The sequence below is a fragment of the Erythrobacter sanguineus genome (genome assembly GCF_900143235.1).
GTDB lineage: Bacteria > Pseudomonadota > Alphaproteobacteria > Sphingomonadales > Sphingomonadaceae > Erythrobacter > Erythrobacter sanguineus.
The window spans coordinates 88,464-112,695 of the sequence record NZ_FRDF01000010.1 but is presented as its reverse complement, the minus strand read 5'-3'; the positions used below and the strand labels follow the sequence as shown (position 1 = coordinate 112,695).

The following is a 24,232-nucleotide window of genomic DNA, read 5'->3' as shown; positions in this document are numbered from 1 at the left end:
GGCAGTTGAGCCAGCCCACAGGCTAATCTGTGCGCTTTCCGGCTGGCGATCAAAGCCAGCGCGGCATTCTTTCGATAGCGTGGTGGGTTCAATTCGGCTTCCCACGAATCGCCCGTGCCCCTAATGCGGCGAGCTCGCCTGCTGGCGGGCGGGAACCGACCATGCGGCATGCAACACCTCTTTCGGCGCCCGGTTGGGGGCAGGAAATCCGCGCGACACTGGCGCTCGCGGGGCCGCTGGCGGCTGCCAACCTGCTGCAAATGCTGACCTATGCGGTCGACGTGATCTTCATCGCCCGGCTGGGCGAAGCGCAGCTGGCGGCCTCGGCCCTGGCGGTATCGCTGTTCGGGCTGGTGCTGTGGGCATTGACCGGGCTCACCGGCGCGGTCGCCCCGCTGATTGCCGAGGCGATCGGTTCGCGCGCGCCATCGTTACGGCCCGTGCGGCGATCGGTGCGCATGGCGCTGTGGCTGGCCGTGATCGTCGGGGTCTTCGGCATGGGGCTGTGCCTGTTGCTCGATCCGGTCATGCAGATTTCCGGACAGCAGCCGGAAATCCGGAAGCTGGCAAACGAATACAACAACGTCATCATCTTCTCGATGGTGCCGATGCTGATGGCCGCGGTGCTGCGCAATTTCGTCTCGGCGCTCGGGCGGCCGATCTTTGCCACCGCGATTACCGGGGTCGGCATCTTCGTCAACGCGCTGGCCAACTATGCCTTCATCTTCGGCAATCTCGGCGCACCCGAGCTGGGCCTCGCGGGCGCAGCGGCGGCGACGATCATCACCTCGCTGTTCATTCTTGGCGCTTATGTAGCGGCTATCCGGTTCGACCGGCGGCTGCACCGCTACCGGATATTCGGCCGGTGGTGGGCGCCCGATTGGCAACGCCTGAAGCTTATCCTGCGCATCGGGACGCCGATTGCCTTGACCATCACCGCCGAGGCCGGGATCTTCGCGGCGGCGGCTTTCCTGATGGGCCGCTTCGGCGCGGCGGAACTGGCCGGGCACACCGTCGCCCTGCAACTGGCCGCGCTGGCCTTCCAGGTTCCCTTCGGCGTCGGACAGGCCGCCGCGATCCGGGTCGGCTATTTTTATGGCGCGCGCGATCCGTTGGGGGTGAAGCGGGCAGGGTGGGTCGCGCTTGGCATTGGCACCGGCTTTATGGCGCTGACCGCGCTGGCCATGCTGCTGTTCCCCGAATTGCTGTTGTCGATCTATGTCGACCCGTCCGATCCGGCCAACGCCGCGCTGTTGGTGTTCGCGCTGCAATACCTCGTGCTGGCGGCGATTTTCCAGCTGGCCGACGGCGTGCAGGCGGTGGCGGCGGGCGCGCTACGAGGATTGCAGGACACCCGCGTGCCGATGTGGATCGCGATCTTCAGCTACTGGGTGCCAGGGATCGGCATGTCGATCGGGCTTGGTTTCTTTACCCCGCTCGAAGGCACCGGGGTGTGGATCGGGCTGGCGACCGGCCTGTTCTTTGCTGCGGCGCTGCTGATCGGGCGGTGGTACCGGCGCGAGGCGCTGGGCCTGACCACCCGCGCAAGCCATGTCATTGTCACGCCGCTGCCGCAACCGTCCTGACTTCGCGCTGCGGGAAGGGAATGGTCAGGCCGACCTCGTCGAACCGCAGCTTGGCCACCTCGGTCAGGTCCCACGAGACTGCAAGATAATCGCCGGTGGCACACCACACCCGCATTCCGACCGTCACCGCACTATCGGCCAGCGCGGACACAAACACCTCGGGGGCGGGATCTTCCAGCACGCGGGCATCCGCCTTTGCCAGCGCCAGCAATTCCTCGCGCGCCTGCTGGATGCTGTCGGCATAGGAAATCCCGACCTGCAATTCGAAGCGGCGGGTCGGCAGGCGGGTAAAATTGATGATCGGCTTGTTCCACAGCTCGTTATTGGGAACCATCACGTAAAGTCCGTCAGGCTGCACCATCTCGGTGGTGAACAGGCCAATACCGCTGACCGTGCCCAGCACCGGGCCGGCGCTGATCGTCTCACCGACGCGGAACGGACGCTGCACGAGGATCATCACCCCGGCTGCGACATTGCTGAGCGTGCCCTGCAGCGCGAGGCCAACCGCAAGGGCAAGGCCGCCCAGCGCGGCAATTATGCTGGTGGTCTCGACCCCAAACTGGGTCAGCACAGTCACCAGCACCACCGCCCATAAGGCGTATTTGATGATGTTGCCAAGAAACTTGGCAACCGTGGGTTCGAGCCGCTCTGACCGGGTGAGCGCCTTGTCCGCCGCCCGCGAAAGCAACCGCGCGGCAATCACCCCGATGATCAAAACCACCAGCGCCCCTGCCAGATGCACGAGGTTCTCGCGCAGCCAGCCGAGCGCGGTAGCGGCAAAGGTAAGCTCGGTGGCAAGTTCAGTCGGAAGGGTGGAAAGCGGCTTGCTGGTCATCGGGGAGAAGGTTCCGTTTCTTGTCGTGCGCGCCATCCGCATGGGACGGATCGGGCACAACAGACTAGAGGACCTCGCTGGCGCTGGCCACCCTGCGCAGAAAATCGCCCCACGACGCAAATATTTTGCATCAGCCATCTTGATTCACGCTGCCGGCACGACCAAATGCGGCCCGTTGGCACTCTCGAGGTGAGAGTGCCAAGACAACTCATCCACTTTAGGAAAGGTCATACAGATGGCATTTCGTCCGCTCCACGACCGTGTCGTGGTCCGTCGTATCGAAGCCGACCAGAAGACCGCTGGCGGTATCATCATCCCTGACAGCGCGCAGGAAAAGCCGAGCGAAGGCGAAATCGTCGCCGTTGGCGAAGGTGCCCGCGACGATGATGGCGATCGCATCGCGCTCGACGTCAAGGTCGGCGACCGCGTTTTGTTCGGCAAGTGGTCGGGCACCGAAGTCAAGATCGACGGCGAAGACCTGCTGATCATGAAGGAAAGCGACATTATGGGCGTGCTTGGCTGATCCATCAGCCGATCACGGACACCCTGATGCAAATCAGGGTCTCGTACCGCTTAATCGAACAATCAATGGCCTCACAGGGCCGATAGCGATCCCGGCTTTCGCCGGGATGACGTAACAGGAGAAACAATCATGGCTGCCAAGGACGTAAAGTTCGGCCGCGAAGCCCGCGAAGGCATTCTGCGCGGCGTCGATACCCTCGCCAATGCCGTCAAGGTCACGCTTGGACCCAAGGGTCGCAACGTCGTGATCGACAAGAGCTTCGGCGCACCGCGCATCACCAAGGACGGCGTCACCGTCGCCAAGGAAATCGAACTCAAGGACAAGTTCGAAAACATGGGCGCGCAGATGCTGCGCGAAGTCGCCAGCAAGGCGAATGACAGCGCCGGCGATGGCACCACCACCGCCACGGTTCTGGCCCAGTCGATCGTGACCGAAGGCATGAAGTCGGTTGCCGCAGGCATGAACCCGATGGATCTGAAGCGCGGTATTGATCAGGCCGTGTTGGCCGTGGTCGAAAACCTCAAGAACCGTTCGAAGGACGTCTCGGGTTCGTCGGAAATCGCGCAGGTCGGGATCATCTCAGCCAATGGCGACACCGAAGTCGGCGAGAAGATCGCCGAAGCGATGGACAAGGTCGGCAAGGAAGGCGTGATCACCGTCGAGGAAGCCAAGGGCCTCGAGTTTGAACTCGATGTCGTTGAAGGCATGCAGTTCGACCGCGGCTACCTGTCGCCCTACTTCATCACCAACCCCGACAAGATGACCGTGGAGCTGGAAAACCCCTATATCCTGATCCACGAGAAGAAGCTGTCGAACCTGCAGGCGATGCTGCCGATCCTCGAAGCGGTGGTGCAGTCGGGCCGTCCGCTGCTGATCATCGCCGAAGACATCGAAGGCGAAGCGCTGGCGACCCTCGTGGTCAACAAGCTGCGCGGCGGGCTGAAGGTCGCAGCGGTCAAGGCCCCCGGCTTTGGCGATCGTCGCAAGGCGATGCTGCAGGATATCGCGATCCTGACCAAGGGTGAGATGATTTCCGAAGACCTCGGCATCAAGCTTGAAAACGTCACTGTCGGCATGCTCGGCGAAGCCAAGAAGGTTTCGATCGACAAGGACAACACCACCATCGTCGATGGTTCGGGTTCGGCAGACGACATCAAGGCGCGCGTCGCCGAGATCCGCACCCAGATCGACAACACCTCGAGCGATTACGACCGTGAAAAGCTGCAGGAACGTCTTGCCAAGCTTGCTGGCGGCGTGGCCGTGATCAAGGTTGGCGGCGCGACCGAAGTCGAAGTGAAGGAGCGCAAGGATCGCGTTGACGACGCGCTCCATGCAACCCGCGCTGCCGTTGAAGAAGGCATCGTTCCGGGCGGCGGCACGGCTCTGCTTTACGCCACCAAGGCCCTCGAAGGGCTGAAGGGCGCGAACGAAGACCAGACCCGCGGCATCGACATCATCCGCAAGGCGATCACCGCCCCGATCAAGCAGATCGCCCAGAACGCCGGCCATGATGGCGCAGTGGTTGCAGGCAACCTGCTGCGCGAAGATGACGAAACGCAAGGCTTCAACGCCGCGACCGACACCTATGAAAACCTGGTGAAGGCTGGCGTGATCGATCCGACCAAGGTGGTGCGCACCGCACTGCAGGATGCCGCGTCTGTCGCTGGCCTGCTGATCACCACCGAAGCGGCAATCGTCGAGAAGCCGGAAGACAAGGGCGCCGCGCCTGCCATGCCCGATATGGGCGGCATGGGCGGCATGGGCTTCTAATCAGGCCCTTGGGGCGGGCCTCATGGTCCGCCCACCCAGACCAACGAAATAAAAAACCCCCGGTGGATGGATCCGCCGGGGGTTTTCTTTTTGGGGCTTCACCCTGGACCCGTGCTGTGCCGCTCAGCCGCCCTGACCCGGCGAACCGGGGCGGCGAACCCCGGCGTCAGAACCCGAAACTGCCCTTCAGACCGTCAATCACATATTGCGCGGCGAGCGCGGCCAGCAGCACGCCGAGCAAGCGCGTGATCACCGCTTCGACCTTGTCACCCAGAAGGCGGATCAGCGGGCCTGCCGCCACCAGCGCCGCTGCGGTGATCACCAGCACCGCAGCCAAAGCTGCCAGCACCTCGACCATTTCCGGCCAGCCCTCGGCCTCGTTCATCAACAGCATGACCGCCGCGATCGCTCCCGGCCCGGCCAGCATCGGCATCGCCATCGGGAACACCGAGACATCTTCGATTTCCGGAGTGGCGGCGATCTTTTCGGCACGCTCCTCGCGGCGCTGGGTGCGCTTTTCGAACACCATGTCGAAGGCGATGAAGAACAGCATCAACCCGCCCGCAATGCGGAAGCTGTCCAGTTCGATATGCAGCGCGCCCAGCAATTGCTGGCCGAACAATGCGAAGATCAGCAGGATAATCGTGGCGATAAATGTCGCCCGCAAAGCCATGCTGCGGGCCTGCTCACGGCTCGCGCCTTTGGTCAGCCCGGCATAGATCGGCGCGCACCCGGGCGGATCGATCACCACGAACAGGGTGATGAAGGCGGAGATGAAAAGTTCAGTGACGATCATCGGCGGCGCGTAACTGCCCGCCCGTCGGGATCAGGCTTTGTTCAAAGGCGATAAGCCAGCGCCCCTCGTAGAAATATTCAGCCGAGGCATAGCGCATGCCGTCCTCGCGCTGTTCCCAGCGCCAGCGCAGCGTGCCGTCGCGCGAAAGGCGGGCATCGGCCTTGCCGTCCTCGCCGATCGGGATAGCGGGTGGCGGCGGGATTTCACCGCCGCGCGGGCACGATGCCACAAGGCCCAGCACCGAATCGATCGAAGTCACGACGATGTCGCCATCCTCGATCGGCTTGCGCGGCGGGGGCTGCGGCACATCGGGGCCGGCGACATCAAAGCCATAGCGATATTGACCATCGCTCTGGCGTTCCCACACGGTAACGAAATTGCCGACCGTGCCATCAGGATCGCGATAACGCCCCTGGCTGACGGCGAGCGCCCCGTCACAGCTGATCGCCACTGCGCGCGGCTCCCGTTGCAAGGCTTCGGCAGGATCGGACTGGCCCGACACGAATGTGCCGATCGGCACCGGGCCTGAAGCCGTGTGGATTACCGCGCCGGGCGCGGCAAAGGCGCGGAACGCTGTCCATTGCCCCTGCTCGCGCGCGGCGCGGGCAAAGGCGATTTCGGCAGCGACTATGGTGCTTGGCTGCGCGGCGCCCGGTGCGCGCGCCAGCACGCGGTTGATGACTGCGGTCGGCGGCCCCCGGCGCGGCGCCGCACAGGCGGCCAGCGTCGCAGCGAGCGCCCCTGCCATCAGCAGCGCGGCACCGTATCTCACAACTCCTCGGACGCAGGCATGCCTGCATGCAAATGAGCGGCGACCAGCGTGTTCCTGAGCAGCACCGCGATGGTCATCGGCCCCACCCCGCCCGGTACCGGGGTGATCGCACCTGCAATCTCGCGACCTTCGGCGAAGGCGACATCCCCCACCAGTCGCCCGCGCTCCTTGCCAGGTTCCGGTGGTAGGCGGTTAATGCCGACATCGATTACGGTCGCCCCCGGCTTGATCCAGTCACCGCGCACCATTTCGGCCCGTCCCACGGCAGCAACCACGATATCCGCACGGCGCACCACCTCGGGGAGGTTTTTCGTCCGGCTGTGCGCGATGGTGACGGTCGCGTTGGCATCGACCAGCAGCTGCGCCATCGGCTTGCCAACGATGTTCGACCGCCCGATCACCACGGCATCAAGGCCCGACAGGTCATCGCCCAGCCGATCCTTCAGCAGCATGATGCAGCCCAGCGGCGTGCAGGGGACGAAGCCCGCCTGCCCCACCGCCAGCCTTCCGGCGTTGATCACATGAAAGCCGTCAACATCCTTGTCCGGATTGATCGCGGCGATGATGGCCTGTTCATCGAGGTGCGCGGGCAAGGGCAGTTGCACCAGAATGCCATCAACCGCATCGTCCTGATTGAGCCGTTCGACCAGCGATAGCAGCGCGGCCTCGCTGGTGTCGGCCGGCAAACGGTGCTCGAAGCTCGCCATCCCGGCGGCTGCGCAAGCCTTGGCTTTCGCTCCGACATAGACCTGGCTGGCGGCGTCCTCGCCCACCAGCACCACCGCAAGCCCCGGACGCCGCCCGGTGGCCTGCGCAAACGCAGCCGCCGCCGCGCCCACGCGCGCGCGCAGGCCCTCGGCGAACGCCTTGCCGTCGATCAGTGCGGCGCCGTCCTTCACCTGTGTCGCCATCAATAGGCGCTCGCGATGCGGCCCAGCACCATGATCAGGATCTGCAAGCCCAGGATCAGCACCAGCGGCGAGAAATCGATCGCGCCGGTATTGGGCATGAGGTTGCGGATCGGGCGCAGCACGGGTTCAAGCAGCCGGTTGATCGAATCATACACCTGACGCAGGAAATCATTGCTCGGGCTCACCACGTTGAAGGCGAATAACAGCCCGATCACGAACTGGATAATGATCAGCATCACCAGCACATTGGTGAGCATCACCACGATATCGACGAGTACAGCCAGTCCTTGCATTGCGGTCCGTTTCCCTTGCGGCGCGCAGCCCCGCGCGCCCTCTGAAGTCCCTTGTGAAGCGTATTAGCTTCTTAATACGCCTTGCGCCACACCTGTGTTCCCGTGTTTCAGCCTGTATTGCCGTGTTTCAGGATGCGCGCACCAGTGTGCCCGCCCCGCGAGCGGTGAAGAATTCGAGCAGCATCGCATGGCCCACCCGCCCATCGAGCACCACCGCAGCTTCGCACCCGGCCTCGACCGCACTGACGCAGGTTTCCAGCTTGGGCACCATGCCGCCGCGGATCACGCCATCCTCGCGCAATTTGGCGATGTCGGCGGGAACCAGGTCGGTCAGCAGCCTGCCCTCGCCATCCAGCACACCGGCGACATCGGTCAGCAGGAACAGCCGCGCCGCGCCCAGCGCCGCCGCGATGGCGCCCGCCATGGTATCGGCGTTGATGTTGTAGGTCGCCCCGTCCTCACCCGGCGCGATCGGCGCGATCACCGGGATCATGCCCGCTGCGACCGCGGTATCGATCACGCTGGTATCAACCATCGCCGGTTCACCGACGAAACCCAGATCGACCACCTGTTCGATATTGCTGTCCGGATCGCGGGTGGTGCGGCTGACCTTGCGCGCCATGACCAGCCCGCCATCCTTGCCCGAGATGCCGATCGCCTTGCCGCCTGCGGCTGCGATCCAGCCAACCAACTCCTTGTTGATCGCGCCCGAAAGGACCATCTCGGCGATCTTTGCGGTCGCTTCATCGGTGACGCGCAGGCCATCGACAAAGGTGCTTTCCACCCCCAGCCGCGCCAGCATCTGGCCGATCTGCGGCCCGCCGCCATGCACCACCACCGGGTTGATGCCGACAGCCTTGAGCAGTACGATATCCTCGGCAAAATCGCGCGCGGCCCCGGCATCGCCCATTGCGTGGCCACCATATTTCACCACGAAGGTGCGCCCGGCATAACGCTGGAAGTAGGGCAGCGCCTCGATCAGCACTTCTGCTTTTGCCAGATCGGGCATCGGCCCCGTCGGGGCGCTTGACTTGGTGTTGGTCACAGGCGTCGCTTTCCCTCGCCCTGATGCGGGCACATGCACTCTGCGCGCCCCTAGCGGCTTGTGCGCACAGTGCAAGGCGGCTTGGTGCGGATTGCCCCGCGCGCCTAGATTTTTCAGCGGCTTGGTGTTAGGCTTTGCCGATAGTGAGGTGACTATGGCAGACCAGATCAAGGGTGAGCCAGACGGCAAGGACCCCGCCGATGGACGCCGCAAGGGCGACCGCAGGCAATCGCAGCAACTCTATGACGGGCCAGATCGCCGCAAGGGCGATCGCCGCTCGGGCGGGGACAGGCGCACGACGCCGCGCAACTGACGGCGCGAAGGGTAGCGGACGGCGCATCACCTCATGCGCCGCCCGCACAAGCTGTATCAGGCCGCACCCTCAGGCTCCTGATCGAGCATCGCCGCGATCTCGTCGAGCAGGTTCAGCCGCTCCCGTTTCAGCGCCTCCAGCCTCTCATCACTCGCCGCTTCGACCTCGCTCTCGATCCGGTGGATTTCGCGATTCACCTCGTGATGCCGCCCGGCGAGTCTCACAAAATGCGCATTGCCAAGCTTGAGCCGGTGCAACGCCTCGGCGTGATCGGGGAAGGCGTCGTGGAGTTCGTGCGGGGTGTGTGCGGACATGATGGTCTCCCTTGCAGTGTGAACCTGATCTAGGCGCGGGGGTCGGGTAGGTATTTGCGCTGGGTCAAATTGGGGGAACCTTCGGATTGGCGTGGCGATTGCGATTGTCGAAACTGCATCGTGGGCAAGACGGCATCAGATCATCGCGGCCCCCGTGCCGCTGTCCGCGCGCTTTGGCACAAGGGGCCGCCTGGCCTGCTGCTGGTCGCCGCCCTGTGCGCGCTGGTACCGGGTGCGGGGGGTGAGCCTGCCGCCGCCCAAACCACCCGCGACCGTGAGCGCGTGCTGTTCCCGATCTGCGACCGCGGCAAGCGCGTCACCTGCGTGGTCGATGGCGACACGATCTGGTACCGCGGGACCAAGATCCGCATTGCCGATATCGACACCCCCGAAGTGGGCCGGCCCCGTTGCCCGCGAGAGGCGGCGCTGGGCCGGCGCGCGACGGCACGGATGCGCGAATTGCTCAACGCGGGCCCCTTTTCGCTCGAACCGCTCGCCAATGGCCGCACCCAGGACCGTTTTGGCCGCGAGCTCAAGGTGATCACCCGCGACGGGCGAAGCCTTGGCAGCGTGCTGGTGCGCGAAGGGCTGGCCGCACGCTGGGGCGGGCCGAAACGGCGCTGGTGCTAGACCCTCTGCGGGGCAGCGGGGCGGTTTCGTTCAGCTTTCGCCCTGTTGGAGACACATGAGACACTGTCCAGAGACCAAAAACCTGCCGCCCGGCGCACGCACGGCCCTGCCCGCGCCGAGGCAGGGCGCACAGGACGGTTCGGCAGGCGAGGGGGCAGAGCGGCGGCATGGCGGCGCGCAGGCTAACCCGGCGTGGGGACTGTAGGAAAGCGCCGTGTTGCGGGCGCGCGGCCGGTCAGTCGGCAGGCTCGGCCTGTTCGGCGGGGACGTTGACCATCGGGGTCTCGGGCAGGTCGACCGGCACGCCTTCAGCCTCGGGATCGGCGACCTGCAATTCGCCCCCGCCGACATCCTCGACCCCGACCTCGTAGGTTTTCTCCTCGGCTTCAGGAGCGCAGGCGGCGAGCGCGAGCAGCGCGGCGGCAGCGGCGGCGGGGAGAGCGGAGATGCGGGCGGGGATGCGGGCGGGGGTGTTCACGGCTTGTCCTCCATGGTCGCAAGGGTGGTCTGCGGAAGGATAACATGTCGGCGCGCGGGGGCAAAGGCGGGGGCACCCAGCTGCAAACCGGCGAGAGGAGCTGGCGGAGGAATAGGGCGGGGCGAAACGAGCGTGGCGTTAGGGTTCTGAGACAGGCCCACCCCCGACCCCTCCCGCAAGCGGGAGGGGGGAAGATCGCGAGACACAGTCCCCCTCCCGCTTGCGGGAGGGGTTAGGGGTGGGAAGCTCTTGCGCGTTCAGATTGCCACAACTACCTCACTGAAATGCCTGACTGGAAACCCCGCGATACCGCCCGCGCGCAAGCACTGCGGCGGGAGGCTACCCCGGCGGAGCGGGCGCTTTGGGTGCATCTCGCCCGCAGCCGGACAGGCGTGAAGTTCAGCCGCCAGATGCCGGTCGGGCCGTGGTTTGCCGACTTCCTGTGCCGCGAATTGGCGCTGGTGGTGGAGCTGGACGGCCACAGCCACGATGTCGCGCCCGAGCGTGATGCGCGGCGCGACGCGTGGATGGCCGCGCATGGCTTCACCGTGCTGCGGTTCGCCAATGGTGATGTGCACGGGAATGTGGAGGGGGTGGTGACGGCGATTGGCCAGGAGGTCGAGCGGCTGCGCGGGTTGAAGGCAAGGGGAAGTGCCCACCCCTAACCCCGATACCTGCCCCGGACTTGATCCGGGGGCAAGCGGGAGGGGGATTACCGGCGGCAGGCGCGAGGAATCGGCTCTCTCTGACGACCCTTACCGCGTGCGGGAAGGGCGCGAGACTTGGCGGCTGTGCCGCCTAGTCGCAGCGGGTTGGGCCTGCGCCGAGGTTCGAGGAATGTCCCACGAGCCGAAAGCACCGCGCTGTTTCACACCCAAATTGAACGGGCTTACTCTTTCTGCTCGACCTTTACGGTTATGTTAAAGGCTGGATCGGGCAAAGCTGAAATTGTGATGCCGCTCTGCTCCCAATAATCTCTAATGTATGCATCGAGCATCTCGTCCGGCTCTCTAGGCAGACATTTCGCGATTTGCCTTCCAGCGAAGGTCAATCGCACTTTACCTATCGACAATCGACCTCCCGGAGCCTTTATTCGCATTGGCTTACCTAAGAGCGTAAGGTCTAGGAATTCAGTTTGAAACTCCACACTGAAACCGGATATTGAATTAAAACTCAGAAGCCCCAAGTCTTCAAGGTAGGCGATCTGGTCAAAATTTAAACCTTTCCGCTCAACGAGTTCATCCCGCGCATCTTTTACGATGGGAAATGGCAGGTTACCTATATCTATTGCAAGACGCAGTAGCGCTTCAAAGCTCTTAGCTTCGGACACCCCTAAATTTTTCAATATTGATAGAGTCGAGATAGGAACAGTATTCTTTTCGCTGGCTTCGGCAGCGAGTAGCCTAGCCCAGATTTCTTGGACTTCTTCATTCGAAACATTGCGGGCTTGGTCAAAGAAGCTTGCGATCCAATCTTGATCTAAACGCTAAGGAGAGGAGTCTTCGGCCAGGTGAGGGATCGCTTTGTATGATATCGATTCAATGTTTTCTTGTTTCCTCGCCTCTTCATGGACGAGGCGGATAAGCGCCCTCTCTTGTAGCTCTGATAGCTTCTGCTGACCCTCAGCTCTTATGATCGTCGATTGAACCTCGGCTTCCGCTTCGGCTTTCGCAATACGCTTAATCTGCCACGGCTTTGCAATCCCGCCGATGGCATCTGATATCCGGTTTATCAGCGCCTCAGCGGGTTTACCTAGATCACCGAGTAGGCTGACGCCGCTCCCCGTCATACATCACTCCGCAGCCTCAACCCCAAACAGCCCAGCCTCAGCCTCCTCAACGCCATCCTCGTTCACAGCCTTCGCCTTCTGGCGGTTATCGAACGACGACCACACGGTGTTCCAATCACCCCGCGTTGCGCCCTTCGAATATTCGGTCGCGCGGGTTTCGAAGAAGTTCGCATGCTCGACCCCGTTCAGCAGCGGCGCGAGCCACGGCAGGGGGTGGTCTTCGATCATGTAGATTTCCTGCAGACCCAGCTGCTTCAGCCGCCAATCGGCGATGTAGCGGATGTAGCGCTTGATCTCCTTGGCGCTCATGCCGTTGATCGGGCCCATTTCAAACGCGAGGTCGATGAAGTTGTCTTCCAGCCGCACGGTCTTCTGGCAGATGTCGATCAGGTCTTCCTTCACCGCCTTGGTCAGGCACTGGCGTTCTTCGCAGAAGGTGTGGAACAGTTTGATGATGCCTTCGCAATGCAGGCTTTCATCGCGCACCGACCAGCTGACGATCTGGCCCATGCCCTTCATCTTGTTGAAGCGCGGGAAGTTCATCAGCATGGCGAAGGATGCGAACAGCTGCAGCCCTTCGGTGAACCCGCCGAACACGGCGAGCGTGCGGGCGATATCCTCGTCGCTGTCGACGCCGAAGGTCTGGAGGAAATCGTGCTTGTCCTTCATTTCCTCATATTCGAGGAAGGCGGAATATTCGCTTTCGGGCATGCCGATGGTGTCGAGCAGGTGCGAGTACGCCGCGATGTGCACCGTTTCCATGTTGGAAAAGGCGGCGAGCATCATCTTCACCTCGGTCGGCTTGAACACCCGGCCGTAGTTTTCGTGATAGCAGTTCTGCACCTCGACATCGGCCTGGGTGAAGAAACGGAAGATCTGGGTGAGCAGGTTGCGCTCGTTCTCGGTGATCTTCTGCGCCCAGTCGCGGCAATCTTCGCCCAAGGGCACCTCTTCGGGCATCCAGTGGATCTGCTGCTGGCGCTTCCAGAAATCATAGGCCCAGGGGTACTGGAACGGCTTGTAGGTGGAGCGGGCTTCGAGCAGCGACATCGGGTTACTCCCTGTGGACGTTTAGAGATGAAATATAGGCGGTTACGGTTACGGTTACGGTTACGGTTACGGTTACGGTTACAGTTACGGTGCAGGGCCGCGAACGGATCATGCCGCGGCCGCGAGATTGCTAGGGTGCCCAGGCGATCAGCACGTAGATGCAGAAAGGCACGAACATCGATACCATCGCGATGTGGATCATCGCCGCATTGCGGGCATGGCCGGGCTGGTCGCGCCGCAGTTCACGGATCGCGGTGAAGGCGAACACGGCGCAGATGACGAGGCCGATAATCGCCATTCCGATGGGCAAAGTCATGACCATTCTTCCCTTGTGTGTCGTATCACGGCGCGGGCGGCGGCCGGAGCATGCTGAGCGCCTGCCCAGCCGCCTGCAAGCCTCGGCTTACTGGCAGCTCAGGCATTCCTCGTAATCGGTCTCGGCGCTGAGTTCGATCTTGGCGAGTGCGGAGGTGTTGTCCGCCTCCACCCCACCGACGAACCCGGCCCGCTGCACCGATTTCGAACGGAGGTAATAGAGCGACTTGATGCCCTTCTCCCACGCCTGGAAGTGCAGCATCATCAGATCCCACTTGTCGACATCGGCCGGGATGAACAGGTTCAGCGACTGGGCCTGATCGATGTAGGGTGTGCGGTCAGCGGCGAATTCAAGCAGCCAGCGCTGGTCGATCTCGAAGCTGGTCTTGAAGGTCGCCTTTTCCTCCGGCGTCAGGAAATCGAGGTGCTGCACCGACCCGCCGCGTTCGAGGATCGAATTCCAGATATTGTTGGAATTCTTGGACTTTTTATCCAGCAGCCTTTCCAGATAGGGGTTCTTGACGATGAAGCTGCCCGACAGGGTCTTGTGGGTGTAGATATTGGCCGGGATCGGTTCAATGCAGGCCGATGTCCCGCCGCAGATGATGCTGATCGACGCGGTCGGCGCGATCGCCATCTTGCAGCTGAAGCGCTCCATCGCGCCCATGTCGGCAGCATCGGGGCAGGGCCCGCGTTCCTGCGCCAGCAGCATCGAGGCTTCGGAGGCCTTGGCGTGGATGTGCTTGAACATCTTCATGTTGACGGCCTTGGCCATCGCGCTTTCCATCGCGATGTTCTTCATCTGCAGGTACGAATGGAAGCCCATCACGCCGAGCCCGACCGAACGTTCACGGCTGGCCGAATACTTGGCCCGCTCCATCTCGTCCGGCGCGCGGTCGATATAGTCCTGCAGCACGTTGTCGAGGAAGCGCATCACGTCTTCGATGAACCGCTTGTCGCCGTTCCATTCCTCCCACGTTTCGAGGTTGAGCGACGAAAGACAGCACACCGCCGTGCGATCATTGCCCAGGTGGTCGATCCCGGTCGGCAGGGTGATTTCGCTGCACAAGTTCGAGGTCGAAACCTTCAGCCCCAGATCGCGGTGATGCTTGGGCATCATGCGGTTCACCGTGTCGGAGAACACGATGTAGGGTTCGCCCGTGGCCAGCCGCGTTTCGACCAGCTTCTGGAACAGCGAGCGCGCATCGACCGTGGCGCGGGTTTCGCCGGTCTTGGGCGATTTGAGATCAAACTCGGCCCCGTCACGCACCGCTTCCATGAATTCATCGGTCAGCAGCACGCCGTGGTGCAGGTTCAACGCCTTGCGGTTGAAGTCGCCCGAAGGCTTGCGGATTTCGAGGAACTCCTCGATTTCCGGGTGGCTGACATCGAGATAGCACGCCGCCGAACCGCGCCGCAGCGACCCTTGCGAAATCGCCAGCGTCAGGCTGTCCATCACCCGCACGAAGGGAATGATCCCGCTGGTCTTGCCATTCAGGCCAACCGGCTCGCCAATCCCGCGGACATTGCCCCAATAGGTGCCGATCCCGCCGCCCTTGCTGGCCAGCCACACGTTTTCATTCCACGTGCCGACGATGCCTTCGAGGCTGTCGGACACCGAATTGAGGTAGCACGAAATCGGCAGGCCGCGATTGGTGCCGCCGTTCGACAGCACCGGGGTGGCGGGCATGAACCAAAGGTTCGAGATGTAGTCATACAACCGCTGGGCGTGGGCCTGATCATCGGCATAGGCATCGGCCACGCGGGCAAACAGATCCTGATAGGATTCGCCGGGCAGCAGATAGCGATCGGTCAGGGTTTCCTTGCCGAAGGCGGTGAGGTTGGCATCGCGCACCGGATCGGTCTGAATCGTGAAACGGCGATCATTGACCTTCTTGCTGTCCGGGCGCGCAGCTTCGGCCATTGCGCCAGCCATCGCCCCAGCCAAGGCTTCGCCCGCCTTGGCCGCGATGAGTTCCTGCGAACCGGCATCGGTTGTCTTCATGGTCACGGCCTTTTCATCCTTCGTCGGCGCCACCGCGCCCATTTCACCATCGCTCAGCACTTCGCCTGCCACGCCATCGCTCGCCTTGAATTCCATCGCTTGCCCCACTTGTGTCCCCCGAATCGCAACCCGGCACAAGCGCCATGTTCCGATTCTGTTCTATACAGGACGATCCACAGATCCGCCAACAGGATGTCCCCAAGGGGCTCCACAGGCGGGCCTACCTTTCGCCTCCCGGCTCGCGGCAAGGCCCCCGTTCCGACAGCGACTCCACCCCCTGTCGCCCTGGCGGGCTGTGATGGGGAGTCACCAATGCTTGGGGGTCCGCTTTGAACCGAACCACTAGATACTGAATCAGGTACGATTCCACGTCAACGGGAGATTAACCCTTAAATCACCATGACAGGCCGGTGCGGGGCATGTGACAGGCCCGCGACGCGTGGACCAAGCTTGAGTCGCGCGCTGCGCAAGACCCAAATTGAATCTGTGAAGAAAAATTTGGTGATTGAATCATCTGAATCAATCCCTGAATCTTTTGCACACCGCTCTGCATGATTGTTGCTTGACGGCGCAGCGCCGACATGAAGCGCAGGCTGGTGGAAACCACTCTAATCGGTGCCGGTGCCGGTCAGTTGCACGAACACGTCTTCCAGATCGGCCTCGCGGGTGGTCACATCATCGATGGTGAGGCCCTGTTCCTGCAGGATTGCCAGCACCTGCCCGGCGCTCATCCGGTCCTTGTCATACGTCACCTCGACCCCGCGCGCACCGTCCCATTCGACCCGCACGAACGCCTCGTGGGCGGGCGCGGCGGCTGGCGCATCGGCGACCGTCACCTCGACCACTTTCTCGCGCGCCATGTCGACCAGTTCGCGGGTCGGCTTGTTGGCGATCAGCTGGCCGTGATTGATGATCGCGATCCGGTCACACAATTCCTCGGCCTCTTCAAGGTAATGGGTGGTCAGCACCACGGTCACGCCGTCGCGGTTCAATTCGCTCACCAGTTCCCACAGCTGGCGGCGCAGATCGACATCGACGCCCGCCGTCGGTTCATCCAGCACCAGGATCGGCGGCGAATGCACCATCGCTTTCGCCACCAGCAGCCGCCGCTTCATCCCGCCCGACAGGGTGCGGGCATAGGCATCGCGCTTGTCGCTGAGGCGCACCGCCTCCAGCAATTCCTCGCTGCGGCGCAGCCTGGCCGCGATGCCATAGAACCCGGCCTGATTCTCCAGCACCTCGTAAGGGGTGAAGAACGGGTCGAACACGATTTCCTGCGGCACGATCCCGATCGACCGGCTGGCATTGCGGCGCTGGCGATCAATGTCGAAACCCCAGATTTCCGCCGAGCCGCTGGTCTTGTTGACCAATCCGGCAAGGATATTGATCAGCGTCGATTTGCCCGCGCCATTGGGGCCGAGCAGGCCGAAGATCGATCCTTGCGGCACATCGAAACTGACCCCGCCAAGCGCCAGCTTGCCTTGCGTCATGGTGCCCTTGGCGCCTTTGGCCGGGGCATAGCGTTTGACAAGATTGTCGATGCGGATGGCGGGCTCAGAAGGGCTTTGGGCGGACATGGCGCTGCCCTAGGCAAGGCGCGGGGCAAAGGCAATTGCGCTCCGCCAGCGGTGGCTGTATCGGCAAGGTCATGAGCATTGCCCCCCCTGAAGTCCTGCTGGTCGATACGCGGCGCGTTGCCTGCGACGGGGCCAGCGCCATCCGCGGCGGCGCGGGCTATCGCCCGGCCGCGCTGGGCCACCCGCGCGTCTATCTCGAAATCGACGAGCATGGCTATGTCGATTGCGGTTATTGCGACCGCCGCTTCGTCCTGCGCGGCGGCCCGGCCGATGGCGCCGATCAAGCGAGCCTGCCCGATATATCCTCTGGCGCCAGCCCCGCGCGCAGCTGATCCCCTCCCCCCGCGGCCGCAACCCCGGCTGCTCAGGGCCGGTTAAGACGCGGCGTGGCATCAGGACGGGATTTCTTGCCGGAGAGTACCAATGTTGCGCCTGCCACCCTTCCCCCGCCCCGTGATGGCCAGTCTGGCTGCTATCGCTGTCGTGATGACGCCTGCCATGGCCCAGAACGAGGATCAGCCGGACATCGAAACTGGCACCGAATCTGGCCCAGAAGCCGGGGACAGGACGAAGGGTGAAAAGCAGCTCGCCAAGCTGCTGGAAGGGCGCGTGGCCGGAGAGCCGGTCCGCTGCATCCGAAACCAGCGCAACCAGCACGTGCAGACGATCGACAACACCGCCTATGTCTTTGGCTCGGGCCATACGATCTACGTCCAGCGCACTCGCAGCCCCGAAAATATCGACAGTTCAGACACGCTTGTCACCCAGCGGTTTCAGGCGGGGCAACTGTGCCGGCTCGACGTGATCACCACGATCGACCGGTTCCTCGGCTTCTTTACCGGCGCCGTGTTCTTCGAGGATTTCGTGCCTTACACCCGGGTCAAAGAAGAACCATCCGCCAAGAGCTGATACAGGGTTTAAGGCCGCGCGTTCCTTGCATGGCGCGGCGATTGCAGCGGAACGACCGGGCAGGCCGTTACCACCGTGATAGCGGCAAGGGGTCCGCGCCGCGCCCTTGCCAAGGCAGGTCCGGCGCCTCGCCGGGGGCAATGTCCCGGAGAATGCACGCATCCTTGCGGATCGCCCGCACCTCGTCATTCAGGTCTGTCAGCGAGACCACCCTGGCAAGCTGCGCGGGGCGTTCTTCGCGCGCGGGGTGCTGGCACGGGGCAGGCGCAGCAGCAGTTGCCGCGGGCAGAGGCATCTCGGCCCACGCGGGCAGGCCCGGCTGCGGCTCTGCGGGGATTGCGCAAACGGTGGCGGCATCGGGCGCGGGCTCTGCCAGCCAGCGGCCCTGCACCCGCCCGATCGACCAGCCAGCCAGGGCAATCAGCCCGGCCAGCCCGCCAAGGGCCGCCGGATCAAGCATTACCACCATCATCTCCTCCTCCCCGACTGCCGGAAGGCGTTCCGCAGCGGGTCGACAGCGAACCGAATCGCCGTGCCTTTCCAGCAAAGGCACGGCTCGATATAGTCATCGTGCCGCAAGCATCGCAGCGAGAGAATGGGGGCGGTTACCTATGCCCGGATTCAGGACACCACGCGGATATGAGGCGTGCTGGATCAGCCGCGCGCCATCACCTGCATCCGGGCGATAACCTCCTCGGCCTGCAGCATGATCCGGTCGATCAGTTCCTGGCAGGTCGGGATGTCGTGGATGAGGCCCGCCACCATGCCGCAGCTCCACGCGCCTTCGTCCATCGCGCCCTCGGTCATGATCTTGGGATAGACCCCGGCGACTTCGGGCAGGATGTCCTGGATGGTGATGGCATCGCCCAGCTCCCGCTCCTTGACCAGCAGGCGTTCGACCGCGGCGTTGTTGAGCACGCGTTCGGTGTTGCGCAGCGGACGCATGACCAGCCGCGTGTCGAGTTCGGATGCGGCGATGATCGCCTGCTTCACATTGTCATGCACCGGGGCTTCTTTGGTCGCGATGAAACGGGTGCCCATGTTCATCCCCTGCGCGCCCATCGCGAGGCTGGCGACAAGACTGCGTCCATCGGCCATGCCGCCGCTGGAAACGAAGGGGATGTCCAGTTCATCCGCCGCGCGCGGCAGCAGGATGAAGTTGGGCACGTCGTCTTCGCCCGGGTGGCCGCCGCATTCGAACCCGTCGACGCTCACCGCGTCGCAGCCGATATCCTGCGCCTTCAGGGAATGGCGCACAGAGGTGCATTTGTGGATCACCTTGATGCCCGCATCCTTCAGCGGCGGCAGCAGGTCGACCGGGTTGCGCCCGGCGGTCTCCACCACCTTTACCCCGCCGTCGATCACGGCCTTGACCAGCCCCGGATAATCGGGCGGGGTCAGGGTCGGCAGGATGGTGAGGTTCACGCCAAACGGCTTGTCGGTCATGTCCTTGCAGCGCGCGATTTCATTGGCGAGCTTTTCAGGCGTGCCCAGCGTCAGCCCGGTGATGATCCCCAGCCCGCCCGCATTGGAGACCGCTGCGGCCATTTCGGCGAACCCGACATAATGCATCCCGCCCTGGATAATGGGGTGCTGGATGCCGAACATTTCGGTGATGGCGGTTTTCATGGCGTGTTGTCTCCCGTGCAAAGCTGTATTTGCGCGGGACACAAGCCTGTTTGCGCGGGCCTTTCAAGCCCGCTTTTGAAGAGGGCCCATCAAGGCCAAGCGCGCCGTAGCGTCAGCCCGGCAACATGATTTGCAAGGTGGCCGGGGGGGGGGGGGGGGGGGGGGGGGGGGGGGGGGGGGGGGGGCAGGAAGGCGACGGGATCGATTCGCTTCCCGCCCGCCCGGCTTCGGCTTGATGCCCGGGCGGCGGTCGCGCCACCTTGATCCAGCGCAAATTGCGCGAAATTTGGGCGCTTATGACCGGATGAAGCTGAGCGTGAAGGTCACAGGCACGGCCGGCGTGATCGACGGCAGCTGCGCCAGCGCGCGCAATTCGCCCAGTTCGTCGGTCAGTTCGAACATGTCGGTGGTGATGATCACCGGCGCGGTCGGCACCACGGTGACCCGGTCAGCCGCAACGCGGGTGACAAGCACTTCGGTCTCGATCGGTGCGTCCATGCCCTTGATCGAGAGGATCGCCTTCAGCGGGCGGGCGAGCGACTGGCCCACCGCCAGCCCCGCAAACGCCGCCGGATCAAGCTTCGTGGTCACCACCGCCGTGGGGAAATCGGCAACCTGAAAGAAGATGTCGCGCATCCTCTCGTTGCGGATATCCACCCCGGTGCTGACCGAGGCGAGATCAATGCTGAATTCGGCGGTGCCATCGGCGGTGATCGTGCCGGACAGGGTTTCAAAGGCGTTGTTCTCGGCGATCTCGCCTGCCTTGACGCTGACATAGACCAGCCGCGAGGTTGCCGGGTCGAGCGTCCAGTTGCCCTCGGTCACGGGGGATTCCTGCGCGCCGTTACCGGCTGGCGCATCACCCGCAGGTTCGGCGCAGGCGGCAAGGCCGGCGGCAAGTACGGCGGCAAAGGCTAGTATACGAAGCTTCGGCATCACGATCACAGGGCCTTTCATGCGGTAACGGCGAGCGCCAGCATTATGCCATTTGTCGCGCCGCTGGAAGGGGCCGATGCAGCGCAAGGCTTGGTTGCGCGCGCTTCACCGCGCGGACGGCCTGCCCGCTATTCGAAATGCGCCCCGCGAACGACCTCAACATCGCTCAGCAGCAGCAGCAGGCCGTGCGGTTCAAGCAGGGGGCTGAGCAGGTCGATCAGGTGCTGCGCCTTTGCGTCGCCGGTGATTGCCAGCAGCATGATCTTGGCCGTCGCCCCCGACACCTGATCATCGCGCCAGCGCCCGTGCTGGCCCACCCCGCCAAGGGTCGGGAGCAAGGTGTAATTGCGGATGCCCGCAGTCGCGGCCAGTTGCTCGATCGCCGGGATCAGCGGTTCGTCGGCAAGGATTTCGATCCGGCGCAGCGTGGTCATTGCGGTCATGATGCGAACACCGGATAAAGCTGCATGGACACCCAGCGGTAATAGGCGATGCCGACGATTATATTGAACGGGAAGGTCACGGCAAGGCTCATGCCGAGATAGAGGCCCGGGTCGGCCTGCGGCAGGGCAAGGCGCATCACCGCGGGCACGGCGATGTAGCTGGCGCTGCCGGCAAGAATGCCCAGCGCCGCAGCCGATCCGGCGTCCAGCCCGACTGCAAGGCCGAGGATCACACCCACCGAACCATTGATCACCGGCAGGACAATGCCGAGCGACACCGTGCGCCAGGTCAAGGCGCGGCGATCCATCAGCCGCCGCGCGGCAACCAGTCCCATGTCCAGCAGGAACAGGCACAGGATGCCCTTGAACAGCGCATCGAACAGCGGGGCAATCGGGGCAAAGCCGGACTTGCCCGAAATCACCCCGATCATGAAGCTGCCCACTAGCAACACCACCGATCCGTTGAACAGGGTTTCGTGCAACAGCCCCCCGCGCGGGGCAAGGCTATCGGGGCCGGTGCGGCGGGCCAGCAGCAGGCCGATGAGGATAGCGGGCGTTTCCATCAGCGCCAGCACCGCCACCATGAACCCAGCCGGCGCCATGCCCGCGGCCCTCAGCACCTCGCTGCCGGCAGCAAAGGTCACCACGCTGACCGATCCGTAATGCGCCGCGACAGCCGCGGCATTGGCCTGATCAAGCTTCCCGAACTGCCGGAGCAGCCCAAAGGCGGGCAAAGGCAGCAGCAGCGACAGCGCGACGCCGCAGCCACCGGCCAGCGCCATGGCCGGCGTCATCCCGGTTTCGGCGACCTCGATCCCGCCTCTCAGACCGATCGACATCATCAGATAAAGCGCAATGGTCTTTGCTGCGGCTTCGGGAACGGCCAGATCGGATCGCACGAGTGCGGCGATCGCCCCTAGCAGGAAGAACAGGATAACCGGTTGCAGCAGGAAATCAGCAATCATGGCGAGAAATTCCGGAAGTTGGCCCACGACCCGTCAGGCAAAGCGCGCAAGACGCCACGCCTCTAGACGGTCAGCGAACGTACCAGTTCCAGCTGATCCTCGACAATTTGCAAAATAATTATGAAATCAAAAGGCCTGCCATTTTCCTAATATACGAAGATTTGGCATCAAGGAATTTGCGAAGTTGTGCATCCATGATTGGGCCAGAGCAGGTTTTCTTACCTATAACTTACCTGCGGTGGGCGGATTACTCCCACTCAACGTAAACGTAGCAAATTTCATAATCTAAATTAATGTTTTATGAGTTTCTGATGGAGCATGTGAAGGTTTTGTGAAAGATTAAGAGCGCCTCTATGTCGGTCGTGATCCATATTTTTCAATAACTTGCTTCTCAGATCTTACACAGGGAGCAAAATGCTATTCACAGTAAAATAACCGCAATTTTGCCATGCCCCAACAGCAAGTCTATCCCTTCATTATCCTACGACCGAACGAAGCGCATGCCGCAATCGCTGCATCAAGCTCTCCGTTCATCACGGCATCAGAGATCGCGGTCAGCGTAGATGAAATCTCCGAGCCTGAAGCAAGCTCAATCGTATTCTTGCCCTTCGCAAATTCAATAGGTTTGCTGCCGTAACGAACGGTAAGCTGTACTGAACCGTCAGCGTTAGTGACCCACCAACGTTTGATGCGCTTAGCGACCTCACGACGCTGCGCAGTTCCGTTCTCGGCAGTGACAGTGACGATCTTGGTGGGAGTATACACAAGATCAGATGCAAGATTGATTTGCTGGGCGATTTTGTCTGCGAGCTTGCGACGATGCACAAAGATGGCACTGCTGGCATTCTGGGGCTTAAACTCAATGAGCTTCAGCGAAGCAATGACCGACATAATCACATTCTCCCATGTTTCCGAGAATATGATTCTGCATCCTTACGACTGATATTCCTACGTTCTTCCGGCTGCGCAAAAACTCAAACTTTAAAGTTTAGAGCGTTTTCCGTTCATTCCGGTTCATATCCGCATGATCTGAAGTAATTGGCGCACTCGGCGGGTTCGAAGATGTCGACGAGCCTGCCGATCAAGTCCCAGAGCCCTCGCACGGTGCGCTCGCCCGCTTTGCGTAGCATCGCCTTGAGGCGGGAGAACGCCTTCTCGATCGGGTTGAAGTCGGGGCTGTATGGCGGAAGGAAGCGCAGGGTCGCGCCGGCCGCTTCGATCTTCTCCTGCACGGCCGCCCGTTTGTGGCTCGAGAGGTTGTCCATGATGACGATGTCACCGGGTTGAAGTTCGGGCACCAGCACCTCTGTCACGTAGGCTTCGAACCAGTCGCCGTTGATCGGGCCGTCGAGGACCATTGGCGCGACCATGCCGGTCATGCGCAGGCCGGCGACCAGCGTCGTGGTTTTGCGGCGTCCGTGCGGGAAGCCCATGCGCAGCCGCTCGCCCCTCGGGCAGCGCCCGTGGCTGCGGGTCATGTTCGTGGCGGTCCATGTCTCGTCGATGAAGACCAGGCGCTCGGGGTCGAGATCGAGCTGGCCGTCGAACCAACGCTGCCGTTGCCTCAGGACGTCGGGCCGGTCTTGCTCGATTGCGTGCCCGATCTTTTTTTACGCGTGATACCGTGACGCGCGAAGAAGCGATGCACGGTGCCAATGCCCACCGGCACACCGCGCTCGGTCAGTCGCGCCTGGATCTCGGCCAAGGTGATGTCTCCCCGCTCGGCGAGCAGCTCCTTGATGAAGCTCCCGTGCGCCTCGATCCTGCCCGAGTGCCGGTCACCACCGCGAGGCTTGGCAACCGCCCTGCCATGCTGAAGCGCAAGGCGCCTCCAGCGAATAGCGCTCGAAATGCTGACATCGAAATGGGCGGCAGCTGCTCGGCAACTCATGCCGCCGTCGATCGCAGCGACAACCCTGCCCCGCAGGTCCTGTGAAAGCGTCCGTGCCATCCATGCTGGCCTCCTGCCTCCAGCAAGGAGCTTGAATCAGAACCGCGCCCGCAAGGGAATCCCCGCCGAGCCAGAACGTGGGGAAAACGCTCTAAAGTAGGCTCATTCGGTGTCGGACCTGTCATGTCGGGTTACGCTTCAAAGCGATCTACGCACAAGCTGGCATCAAAACGAGCAGCCATTCAGGTCGCAGGACGTTCGCATCACGATTGAATGCAGCGGGCATCGGAATGGGGGCGATTCAGAATGCGCTGGGTCATGCGAACATTCAGACAACAGCACTCTACTGCGATGTGACGGATGATCAGCTGGCGAATGCGGTGAACACGATCTGATGGGCAAATATAGATGAAAACCAGAGTTTTAACACATGAAGCCAGCCAGTTTTGATAATGAG

The 24,232-nt window shown here is 62.7% G+C and carries 30 protein-coding genes and 1 pseudogene; 10 read left to right on the top strand and 21 right to left on the bottom strand.

The features are described from left to right. Positions 1-161: 161 nt before the first annotated feature. Positions 162-1,586, top strand: a complete 1,425-nt coding sequence (locus tag BUA05_RS09750; RefSeq protein WP_072674615.1) for an MATE family efflux transporter — start codon at positions 162-164, stop codon at positions 1,584-1,586. Here BUA05_RS09750 and BUA05_RS09745 read toward each other — a convergent pair. Next, positions 1,561-2,421 (bottom strand): mechanosensitive ion channel family protein, encoded by an 861-nt coding sequence (locus BUA05_RS09745; RefSeq protein WP_072674613.1) that lies wholly within the window; start codon positions 2,419-2,421, stop codon positions 1,561-1,563. The two genes, BUA05_RS09750 and BUA05_RS09745, sit on opposite strands and share 26 nt — an antisense overlap. Positions 2,422-2,656: 235 nt before the next feature. Between BUA05_RS09745 and groES the strand changes: the two genes are divergently transcribed. Then, a complete protein-coding gene (groES, locus tag BUA05_RS09740) occupies positions 2,657-2,944 on the top strand; it encodes a co-chaperone GroES (protein WP_072674611.1) in 288 nt (95 codons plus the stop codon). Between the two features lie 129 nt (positions 2,945-3,073). After that, positions 3,074-4,714, top strand: a complete 1,641-nt coding sequence (gene groL, locus BUA05_RS09735) for a chaperonin GroEL (protein ID WP_072674610.1) — start codon at positions 3,074-3,076, stop codon at positions 4,712-4,714. A 166-nt stretch (positions 4,715-4,880) separates the two neighbouring features. Here the strand turns inward: groL and BUA05_RS09730 are convergent, their stop codons facing one another. The 5 genes from BUA05_RS09730 to argB all read right to left on the bottom strand — a co-directional run bounded on the left by BUA05_RS09730 (position 4,881) and on the right by argB (position 8,495). Then, positions 4,881-5,510 carry a MarC family protein gene (locus BUA05_RS09730; protein ID WP_072674608.1) on the bottom strand — a complete coding sequence of 210 codons (630 nt, stop codon included), beginning with the start codon at positions 5,508-5,510 and terminating at the stop codon, positions 4,881-4,883. Beyond that, complete coding sequence (locus tag BUA05_RS09725; protein ID WP_245790158.1) at positions 5,497-6,282, bottom strand: Cif family virulence factor; 786 nt, start codon at positions 6,280-6,282, stop codon at positions 5,497-5,499. Before BUA05_RS09725 ends, BUA05_RS09730 begins: the two co-directional genes overlap by 14 nt. Beyond that, the gene (gene folD, locus BUA05_RS09720) at positions 6,279-7,193 is read right to left on the bottom strand and encodes a bifunctional methylenetetrahydrofolate dehydrogenase/methenyltetrahydrofolate cyclohydrolase FolD (RefSeq protein WP_072674606.1); all 915 of its coding nucleotides are present in this window, start codon (positions 7,191-7,193) and stop codon (positions 6,279-6,281) included. The genes BUA05_RS09725 and folD overlap by 4 nt, the downstream gene beginning before the upstream one ends. Further along, positions 7,193-7,486, bottom strand: a complete 294-nt coding sequence (locus BUA05_RS09715; protein ID WP_072674605.1) for a YggT family protein — start codon at positions 7,484-7,486, stop codon at positions 7,193-7,195. The genes folD and BUA05_RS09715 overlap by 1 nt, the downstream gene beginning before the upstream one ends. Before the next feature lie 127 nt (positions 7,487-7,613). Next, on the bottom strand, positions 7,614-8,495 hold the full coding sequence (argB, locus tag BUA05_RS09710) for an acetylglutamate kinase (protein ID WP_072674685.1): 882 nt from the start codon (positions 8,493-8,495) through the stop codon (positions 7,614-7,616). 190 nt (positions 8,496-8,685) lie between these two features. On the opposite strand from argB, the gene BUA05_RS14780 reads away from it, so the two are divergent. After that, positions 8,686-8,844 carry a hypothetical protein gene (locus tag BUA05_RS14780; protein ID WP_158093706.1) on the top strand — a complete coding sequence of 53 codons (159 nt, stop codon included), beginning with the start codon at positions 8,686-8,688 and terminating at the stop codon, positions 8,842-8,844. Between the two features lie 56 nt (positions 8,845-8,900). Here BUA05_RS14780 and BUA05_RS09705 read toward each other — a convergent pair whose 3' ends face one another. After that, complete coding sequence (locus tag BUA05_RS09705) at positions 8,901-9,158, bottom strand: HP1242/YdcH family protein (protein ID WP_072674603.1); 258 nt, start codon at positions 9,156-9,158, stop codon at positions 8,901-8,903. A 120-nt stretch (positions 9,159-9,278) separates the two neighbouring features. Between BUA05_RS09705 and BUA05_RS09700 the strand changes: the two genes are divergently transcribed. Then, positions 9,279-9,788 carry a thermonuclease family protein gene (locus tag BUA05_RS09700; RefSeq protein ID WP_245790157.1) on the top strand — a complete coding sequence of 170 codons (510 nt, stop codon included), beginning with the start codon at positions 9,279-9,281 and terminating at the stop codon, positions 9,786-9,788. A 55-nt stretch (positions 9,789-9,843) separates the two neighbouring features. Next, positions 9,844-9,993 carry a hypothetical protein gene (locus BUA05_RS14775; RefSeq protein WP_178139171.1) on the top strand — a complete coding sequence of 50 codons (150 nt, stop codon included), beginning with the start codon at positions 9,844-9,846 and terminating at the stop codon, positions 9,991-9,993. Between the two features lie 30 nt (positions 9,994-10,023). Here BUA05_RS14775 and BUA05_RS09695 read toward each other — a convergent pair whose 3' ends face one another. Next, on the bottom strand, positions 10,024-10,266 hold the full coding sequence (locus tag BUA05_RS09695; protein ID WP_245790156.1) for a hypothetical protein: 243 nt from the start codon (positions 10,264-10,266) through the stop codon (positions 10,024-10,026). 284 nt (positions 10,267-10,550) lie between these two features. On the opposite strand from BUA05_RS09695, the gene BUA05_RS09690 reads away from it, so the two are divergent. Continuing rightward, the gene (locus tag BUA05_RS09690; protein ID WP_072674601.1) at positions 10,551-10,931 is read left to right on the top strand and encodes an endonuclease domain-containing protein; all 381 of its coding nucleotides are present in this window, start codon (positions 10,551-10,553) and stop codon (positions 10,929-10,931) included. Between the two features lie 224 nt (positions 10,932-11,155). On the opposite strand, the pseudogene BUA05_RS09685 reads toward BUA05_RS09690, so the two are convergent. The 6 genes and pseudogenes from BUA05_RS09685 to BUA05_RS09665 form a co-directional block, all read right to left on the bottom strand. Further along, positions 11,156-11,737, bottom strand: a pseudogene (locus BUA05_RS09685) (DUF2806 domain-containing protein); the annotation flags it as partial. Between the two features lie 15 nt (positions 11,738-11,752). After that, a complete protein-coding gene (locus BUA05_RS09680; RefSeq protein ID WP_072674598.1) occupies positions 11,753-12,055 on the bottom strand; it encodes a hypothetical protein in 303 nt (100 codons plus the stop codon). A gap of 3 nt (positions 12,056-12,058) precedes the next feature. Beyond that, positions 12,059-13,105: a ribonucleotide-diphosphate reductase subunit beta gene (locus BUA05_RS09675; RefSeq protein WP_072674596.1), complete on the bottom strand. Its 1,047-nt coding sequence runs from the start codon at positions 13,103-13,105 to the stop codon at positions 12,059-12,061. 130 nt (positions 13,106-13,235) lie between these two features. Then, on the bottom strand, positions 13,236-13,421 hold the full coding sequence (locus BUA05_RS14545; protein WP_143150294.1) for a hypothetical protein: 186 nt from the start codon (positions 13,419-13,421) through the stop codon (positions 13,236-13,238). Between the two features lie 87 nt (positions 13,422-13,508). Next, positions 13,509-15,521 (bottom strand): ribonucleoside-diphosphate reductase subunit alpha, encoded by a 2,013-nt coding sequence (locus BUA05_RS09670; protein ID WP_072674594.1) that lies wholly within the window; start codon positions 15,519-15,521, stop codon positions 13,509-13,511. A 512-nt stretch (positions 15,522-16,033) separates the two neighbouring features. Then, positions 16,034-17,002 (bottom strand): ABC transporter ATP-binding protein, encoded by a 969-nt coding sequence (locus tag BUA05_RS09665; RefSeq protein ID WP_072674593.1) that lies wholly within the window; start codon positions 17,000-17,002, stop codon positions 16,034-16,036. 71 nt (positions 17,003-17,073) lie between these two features. Between BUA05_RS09665 and BUA05_RS09660 the strand changes: the two genes are divergently transcribed. After that, complete coding sequence (locus BUA05_RS09660) at positions 17,074-17,334, top strand: zinc-finger domain-containing protein (RefSeq protein WP_072674592.1); 261 nt, start codon at positions 17,074-17,076, stop codon at positions 17,332-17,334. 91 nt (positions 17,335-17,425) lie between these two features. Further along, positions 17,426-17,911: a hypothetical protein gene (locus BUA05_RS09655; protein WP_084662576.1), complete on the top strand. Its 486-nt coding sequence runs from the start codon at positions 17,426-17,428 to the stop codon at positions 17,909-17,911. 67 nt (positions 17,912-17,978) lie between these two features. On the opposite strand, the gene BUA05_RS09650 is transcribed toward BUA05_RS09655, so the two are convergent. The 7 genes from BUA05_RS09650 to BUA05_RS14370 all read right to left on the bottom strand — a co-directional run bounded on the left by BUA05_RS09650 (position 17,979) and on the right by BUA05_RS14370 (position 23,835). Continuing rightward, positions 17,979-18,383 carry a hypothetical protein gene (locus BUA05_RS09650; protein WP_072674590.1) on the bottom strand — a complete coding sequence of 135 codons (405 nt, stop codon included), beginning with the start codon at positions 18,381-18,383 and terminating at the stop codon, positions 17,979-17,981. A gap of 182 nt (positions 18,384-18,565) precedes the next feature. Then, entirely contained in the window at positions 18,566-19,540 is a 975-nt protein-coding gene (locus BUA05_RS09645) for an NAD(P)H-dependent flavin oxidoreductase (RefSeq protein ID WP_072674589.1), read from the bottom strand. A 294-nt stretch (positions 19,541-19,834) separates the two neighbouring features. Further along, positions 19,835-20,497, bottom strand: a complete 663-nt coding sequence (locus BUA05_RS09640; protein ID WP_245790155.1) for a YceI family protein — start codon at positions 20,495-20,497, stop codon at positions 19,835-19,837. A gap of 107 nt (positions 20,498-20,604) precedes the next feature. Further along, positions 20,605-20,919 carry a P-II family nitrogen regulator gene (locus BUA05_RS09635; protein ID WP_072674587.1) on the bottom strand — a complete coding sequence of 105 codons (315 nt, stop codon included), beginning with the start codon at positions 20,917-20,919 and terminating at the stop codon, positions 20,605-20,607. After that, a complete protein-coding gene (locus BUA05_RS09630; RefSeq protein WP_072674585.1) occupies positions 20,916-21,884 on the bottom strand; it encodes a sodium-dependent bicarbonate transport family permease in 969 nt (322 codons plus the stop codon). The genes BUA05_RS09635 and BUA05_RS09630 overlap by 4 nt, the downstream gene beginning before the upstream one ends. Before the next feature lie 465 nt (positions 21,885-22,349). Then, positions 22,350-22,775 carry a DUF6641 family protein gene (locus tag BUA05_RS09625; protein WP_072674583.1) on the bottom strand — a complete coding sequence of 142 codons (426 nt, stop codon included), beginning with the start codon at positions 22,773-22,775 and terminating at the stop codon, positions 22,350-22,352. 113 nt (positions 22,776-22,888) lie between these two features. Then, positions 22,889-23,835 (bottom strand): IS630 family transposase gene (locus BUA05_RS14370; RefSeq protein WP_143150293.1). Its coding sequence is split into 2 segments (ribosomal slippage): positions 22,889-23,484 and positions 23,484-23,835, totalling 948 coding nucleotides; the frame shifts between segments, so codons are not numbered across the junction. A gap of 104 nt (positions 23,836-23,939) precedes the next feature. On the opposite strand from BUA05_RS14370, the gene BUA05_RS15110 reads away from it, so the two are divergent. Then, positions 23,940-24,170, top strand: a complete 231-nt coding sequence (locus BUA05_RS15110) for a tyrosine-type recombinase/integrase (protein ID WP_084662575.1) — start codon at positions 23,940-23,942, stop codon at positions 24,168-24,170. The last annotated feature ends 62 nt before the right edge of the window (positions 24,171-24,232 follow it).

Bases quoted from the DNA above. Each gene is read 5' to 3' on its own strand.
- folD (WP_072674606.1), bottom strand. From the start codon at position 7,193: ATGGCGACACAGGTGAAGGACGGCGCCGCACTGATCGACGGCAAGGCG.
- BUA05_RS09670 (WP_072674594.1), bottom strand. From the start codon at position 15,521: ATGGAATTCAAGGCGAGCGATGGCGTGGCAGGCGAAGTGCTGAGCGAT.
- BUA05_RS09705 (WP_072674603.1), bottom strand. From the start codon at position 9,158: ATGTCCGCACACACCCCGCACGAACTCCACGACGCCTTCCCCGATCAC.
- BUA05_RS09745 (WP_072674613.1), bottom strand. From the start codon at position 2,421: ATGACCAGCAAGCCGCTTTCCACCCTTCCGACTGAACTTGCCACCGAG.
- BUA05_RS09660 (WP_072674592.1), top strand. From the start codon at position 17,074: ATGAGCATTGCCCCCCCTGAAGTCCTGCTGGTCGATACGCGGCGCGTT.
- BUA05_RS09655 (WP_084662576.1), top strand. From the start codon at position 17,426: ATGTTGCGCCTGCCACCCTTCCCCCGCCCCGTGATGGCCAGTCTGGCT.
- BUA05_RS09635 (WP_072674587.1), bottom strand. From the start codon at position 20,919: ATGACCGCAATGACCACGCTGCGCCGGATCGAAATCCTTGCCGACGAA.
- BUA05_RS09665 (WP_072674593.1), bottom strand. From the start codon at position 17,002: ATGTCCGCCCAAAGCCCTTCTGAGCCCGCCATCCGCATCGACAATCTT.
- groES (WP_072674611.1), top strand. From the start codon at position 2,657: ATGGCATTTCGTCCGCTCCACGACCGTGTCGTGGTCCGTCGTATCGAA.
- groL (WP_072674610.1), top strand. From the start codon at position 3,074: ATGGCTGCCAAGGACGTAAAGTTCGGCCGCGAAGCCCGCGAAGGCATT.
- BUA05_RS09680 (WP_072674598.1), bottom strand. From the start codon at position 12,055: ATGACGGGGAGCGGCGTCAGCCTACTCGGTGATCTAGGTAAACCCGCT.
- BUA05_RS09630 (WP_072674585.1), bottom strand. From the start codon at position 21,884: ATGATTGCTGATTTCCTGCTGCAACCGGTTATCCTGTTCTTCCTGCTA.
- BUA05_RS14545 (WP_143150294.1), bottom strand. From the start codon at position 13,421: ATGACTTTGCCCATCGGAATGGCGATTATCGGCCTCGTCATCTGCGCC.
- BUA05_RS09640 (WP_245790155.1), bottom strand. From the start codon at position 20,497: ATGAAAGGCCCTGTGATCGTGATGCCGAAGCTTCGTATACTAGCCTTT.
- BUA05_RS09715 (WP_072674605.1), bottom strand. From the start codon at position 7,486: ATGCAAGGACTGGCTGTACTCGTCGATATCGTGGTGATGCTCACCAAT.
- BUA05_RS09690 (WP_072674601.1), top strand. From the start codon at position 10,551: ATGCCTGACTGGAAACCCCGCGATACCGCCCGCGCGCAAGCACTGCGG.
- BUA05_RS14780 (WP_158093706.1), top strand. From the start codon at position 8,686: ATGGCAGACCAGATCAAGGGTGAGCCAGACGGCAAGGACCCCGCCGAT.
- BUA05_RS14775 (WP_178139171.1), top strand. From the start codon at position 9,844: ATGAGACACTGTCCAGAGACCAAAAACCTGCCGCCCGGCGCACGCACG.
- BUA05_RS09750 (WP_072674615.1), top strand. From the start codon at position 162: ATGCGGCATGCAACACCTCTTTCGGCGCCCGGTTGGGGGCAGGAAATC.
- BUA05_RS09650 (WP_072674590.1), bottom strand. From the start codon at position 18,383: ATGATGGTGGTAATGCTTGATCCGGCGGCCCTTGGCGGGCTGGCCGGG.
- BUA05_RS09675 (WP_072674596.1), bottom strand. From the start codon at position 13,105: ATGTCGCTGCTCGAAGCCCGCTCCACCTACAAGCCGTTCCAGTACCCC.
- BUA05_RS09730 (WP_072674608.1), bottom strand. From the start codon at position 5,510: ATGATCGTCACTGAACTTTTCATCTCCGCCTTCATCACCCTGTTCGTG.
- argB (WP_072674685.1), bottom strand. From the start codon at position 8,495: ATGCCCGATCTGGCAAAAGCAGAAGTGCTGATCGAGGCGCTGCCCTAC.
- BUA05_RS09625 (WP_072674583.1), bottom strand. From the start codon at position 22,775: ATGTCGGTCATTGCTTCGCTGAAGCTCATTGAGTTTAAGCCCCAGAAT.
- BUA05_RS09645 (WP_072674589.1), bottom strand. From the start codon at position 19,540: ATGAAAACCGCCATCACCGAAATGTTCGGCATCCAGCACCCCATTATC.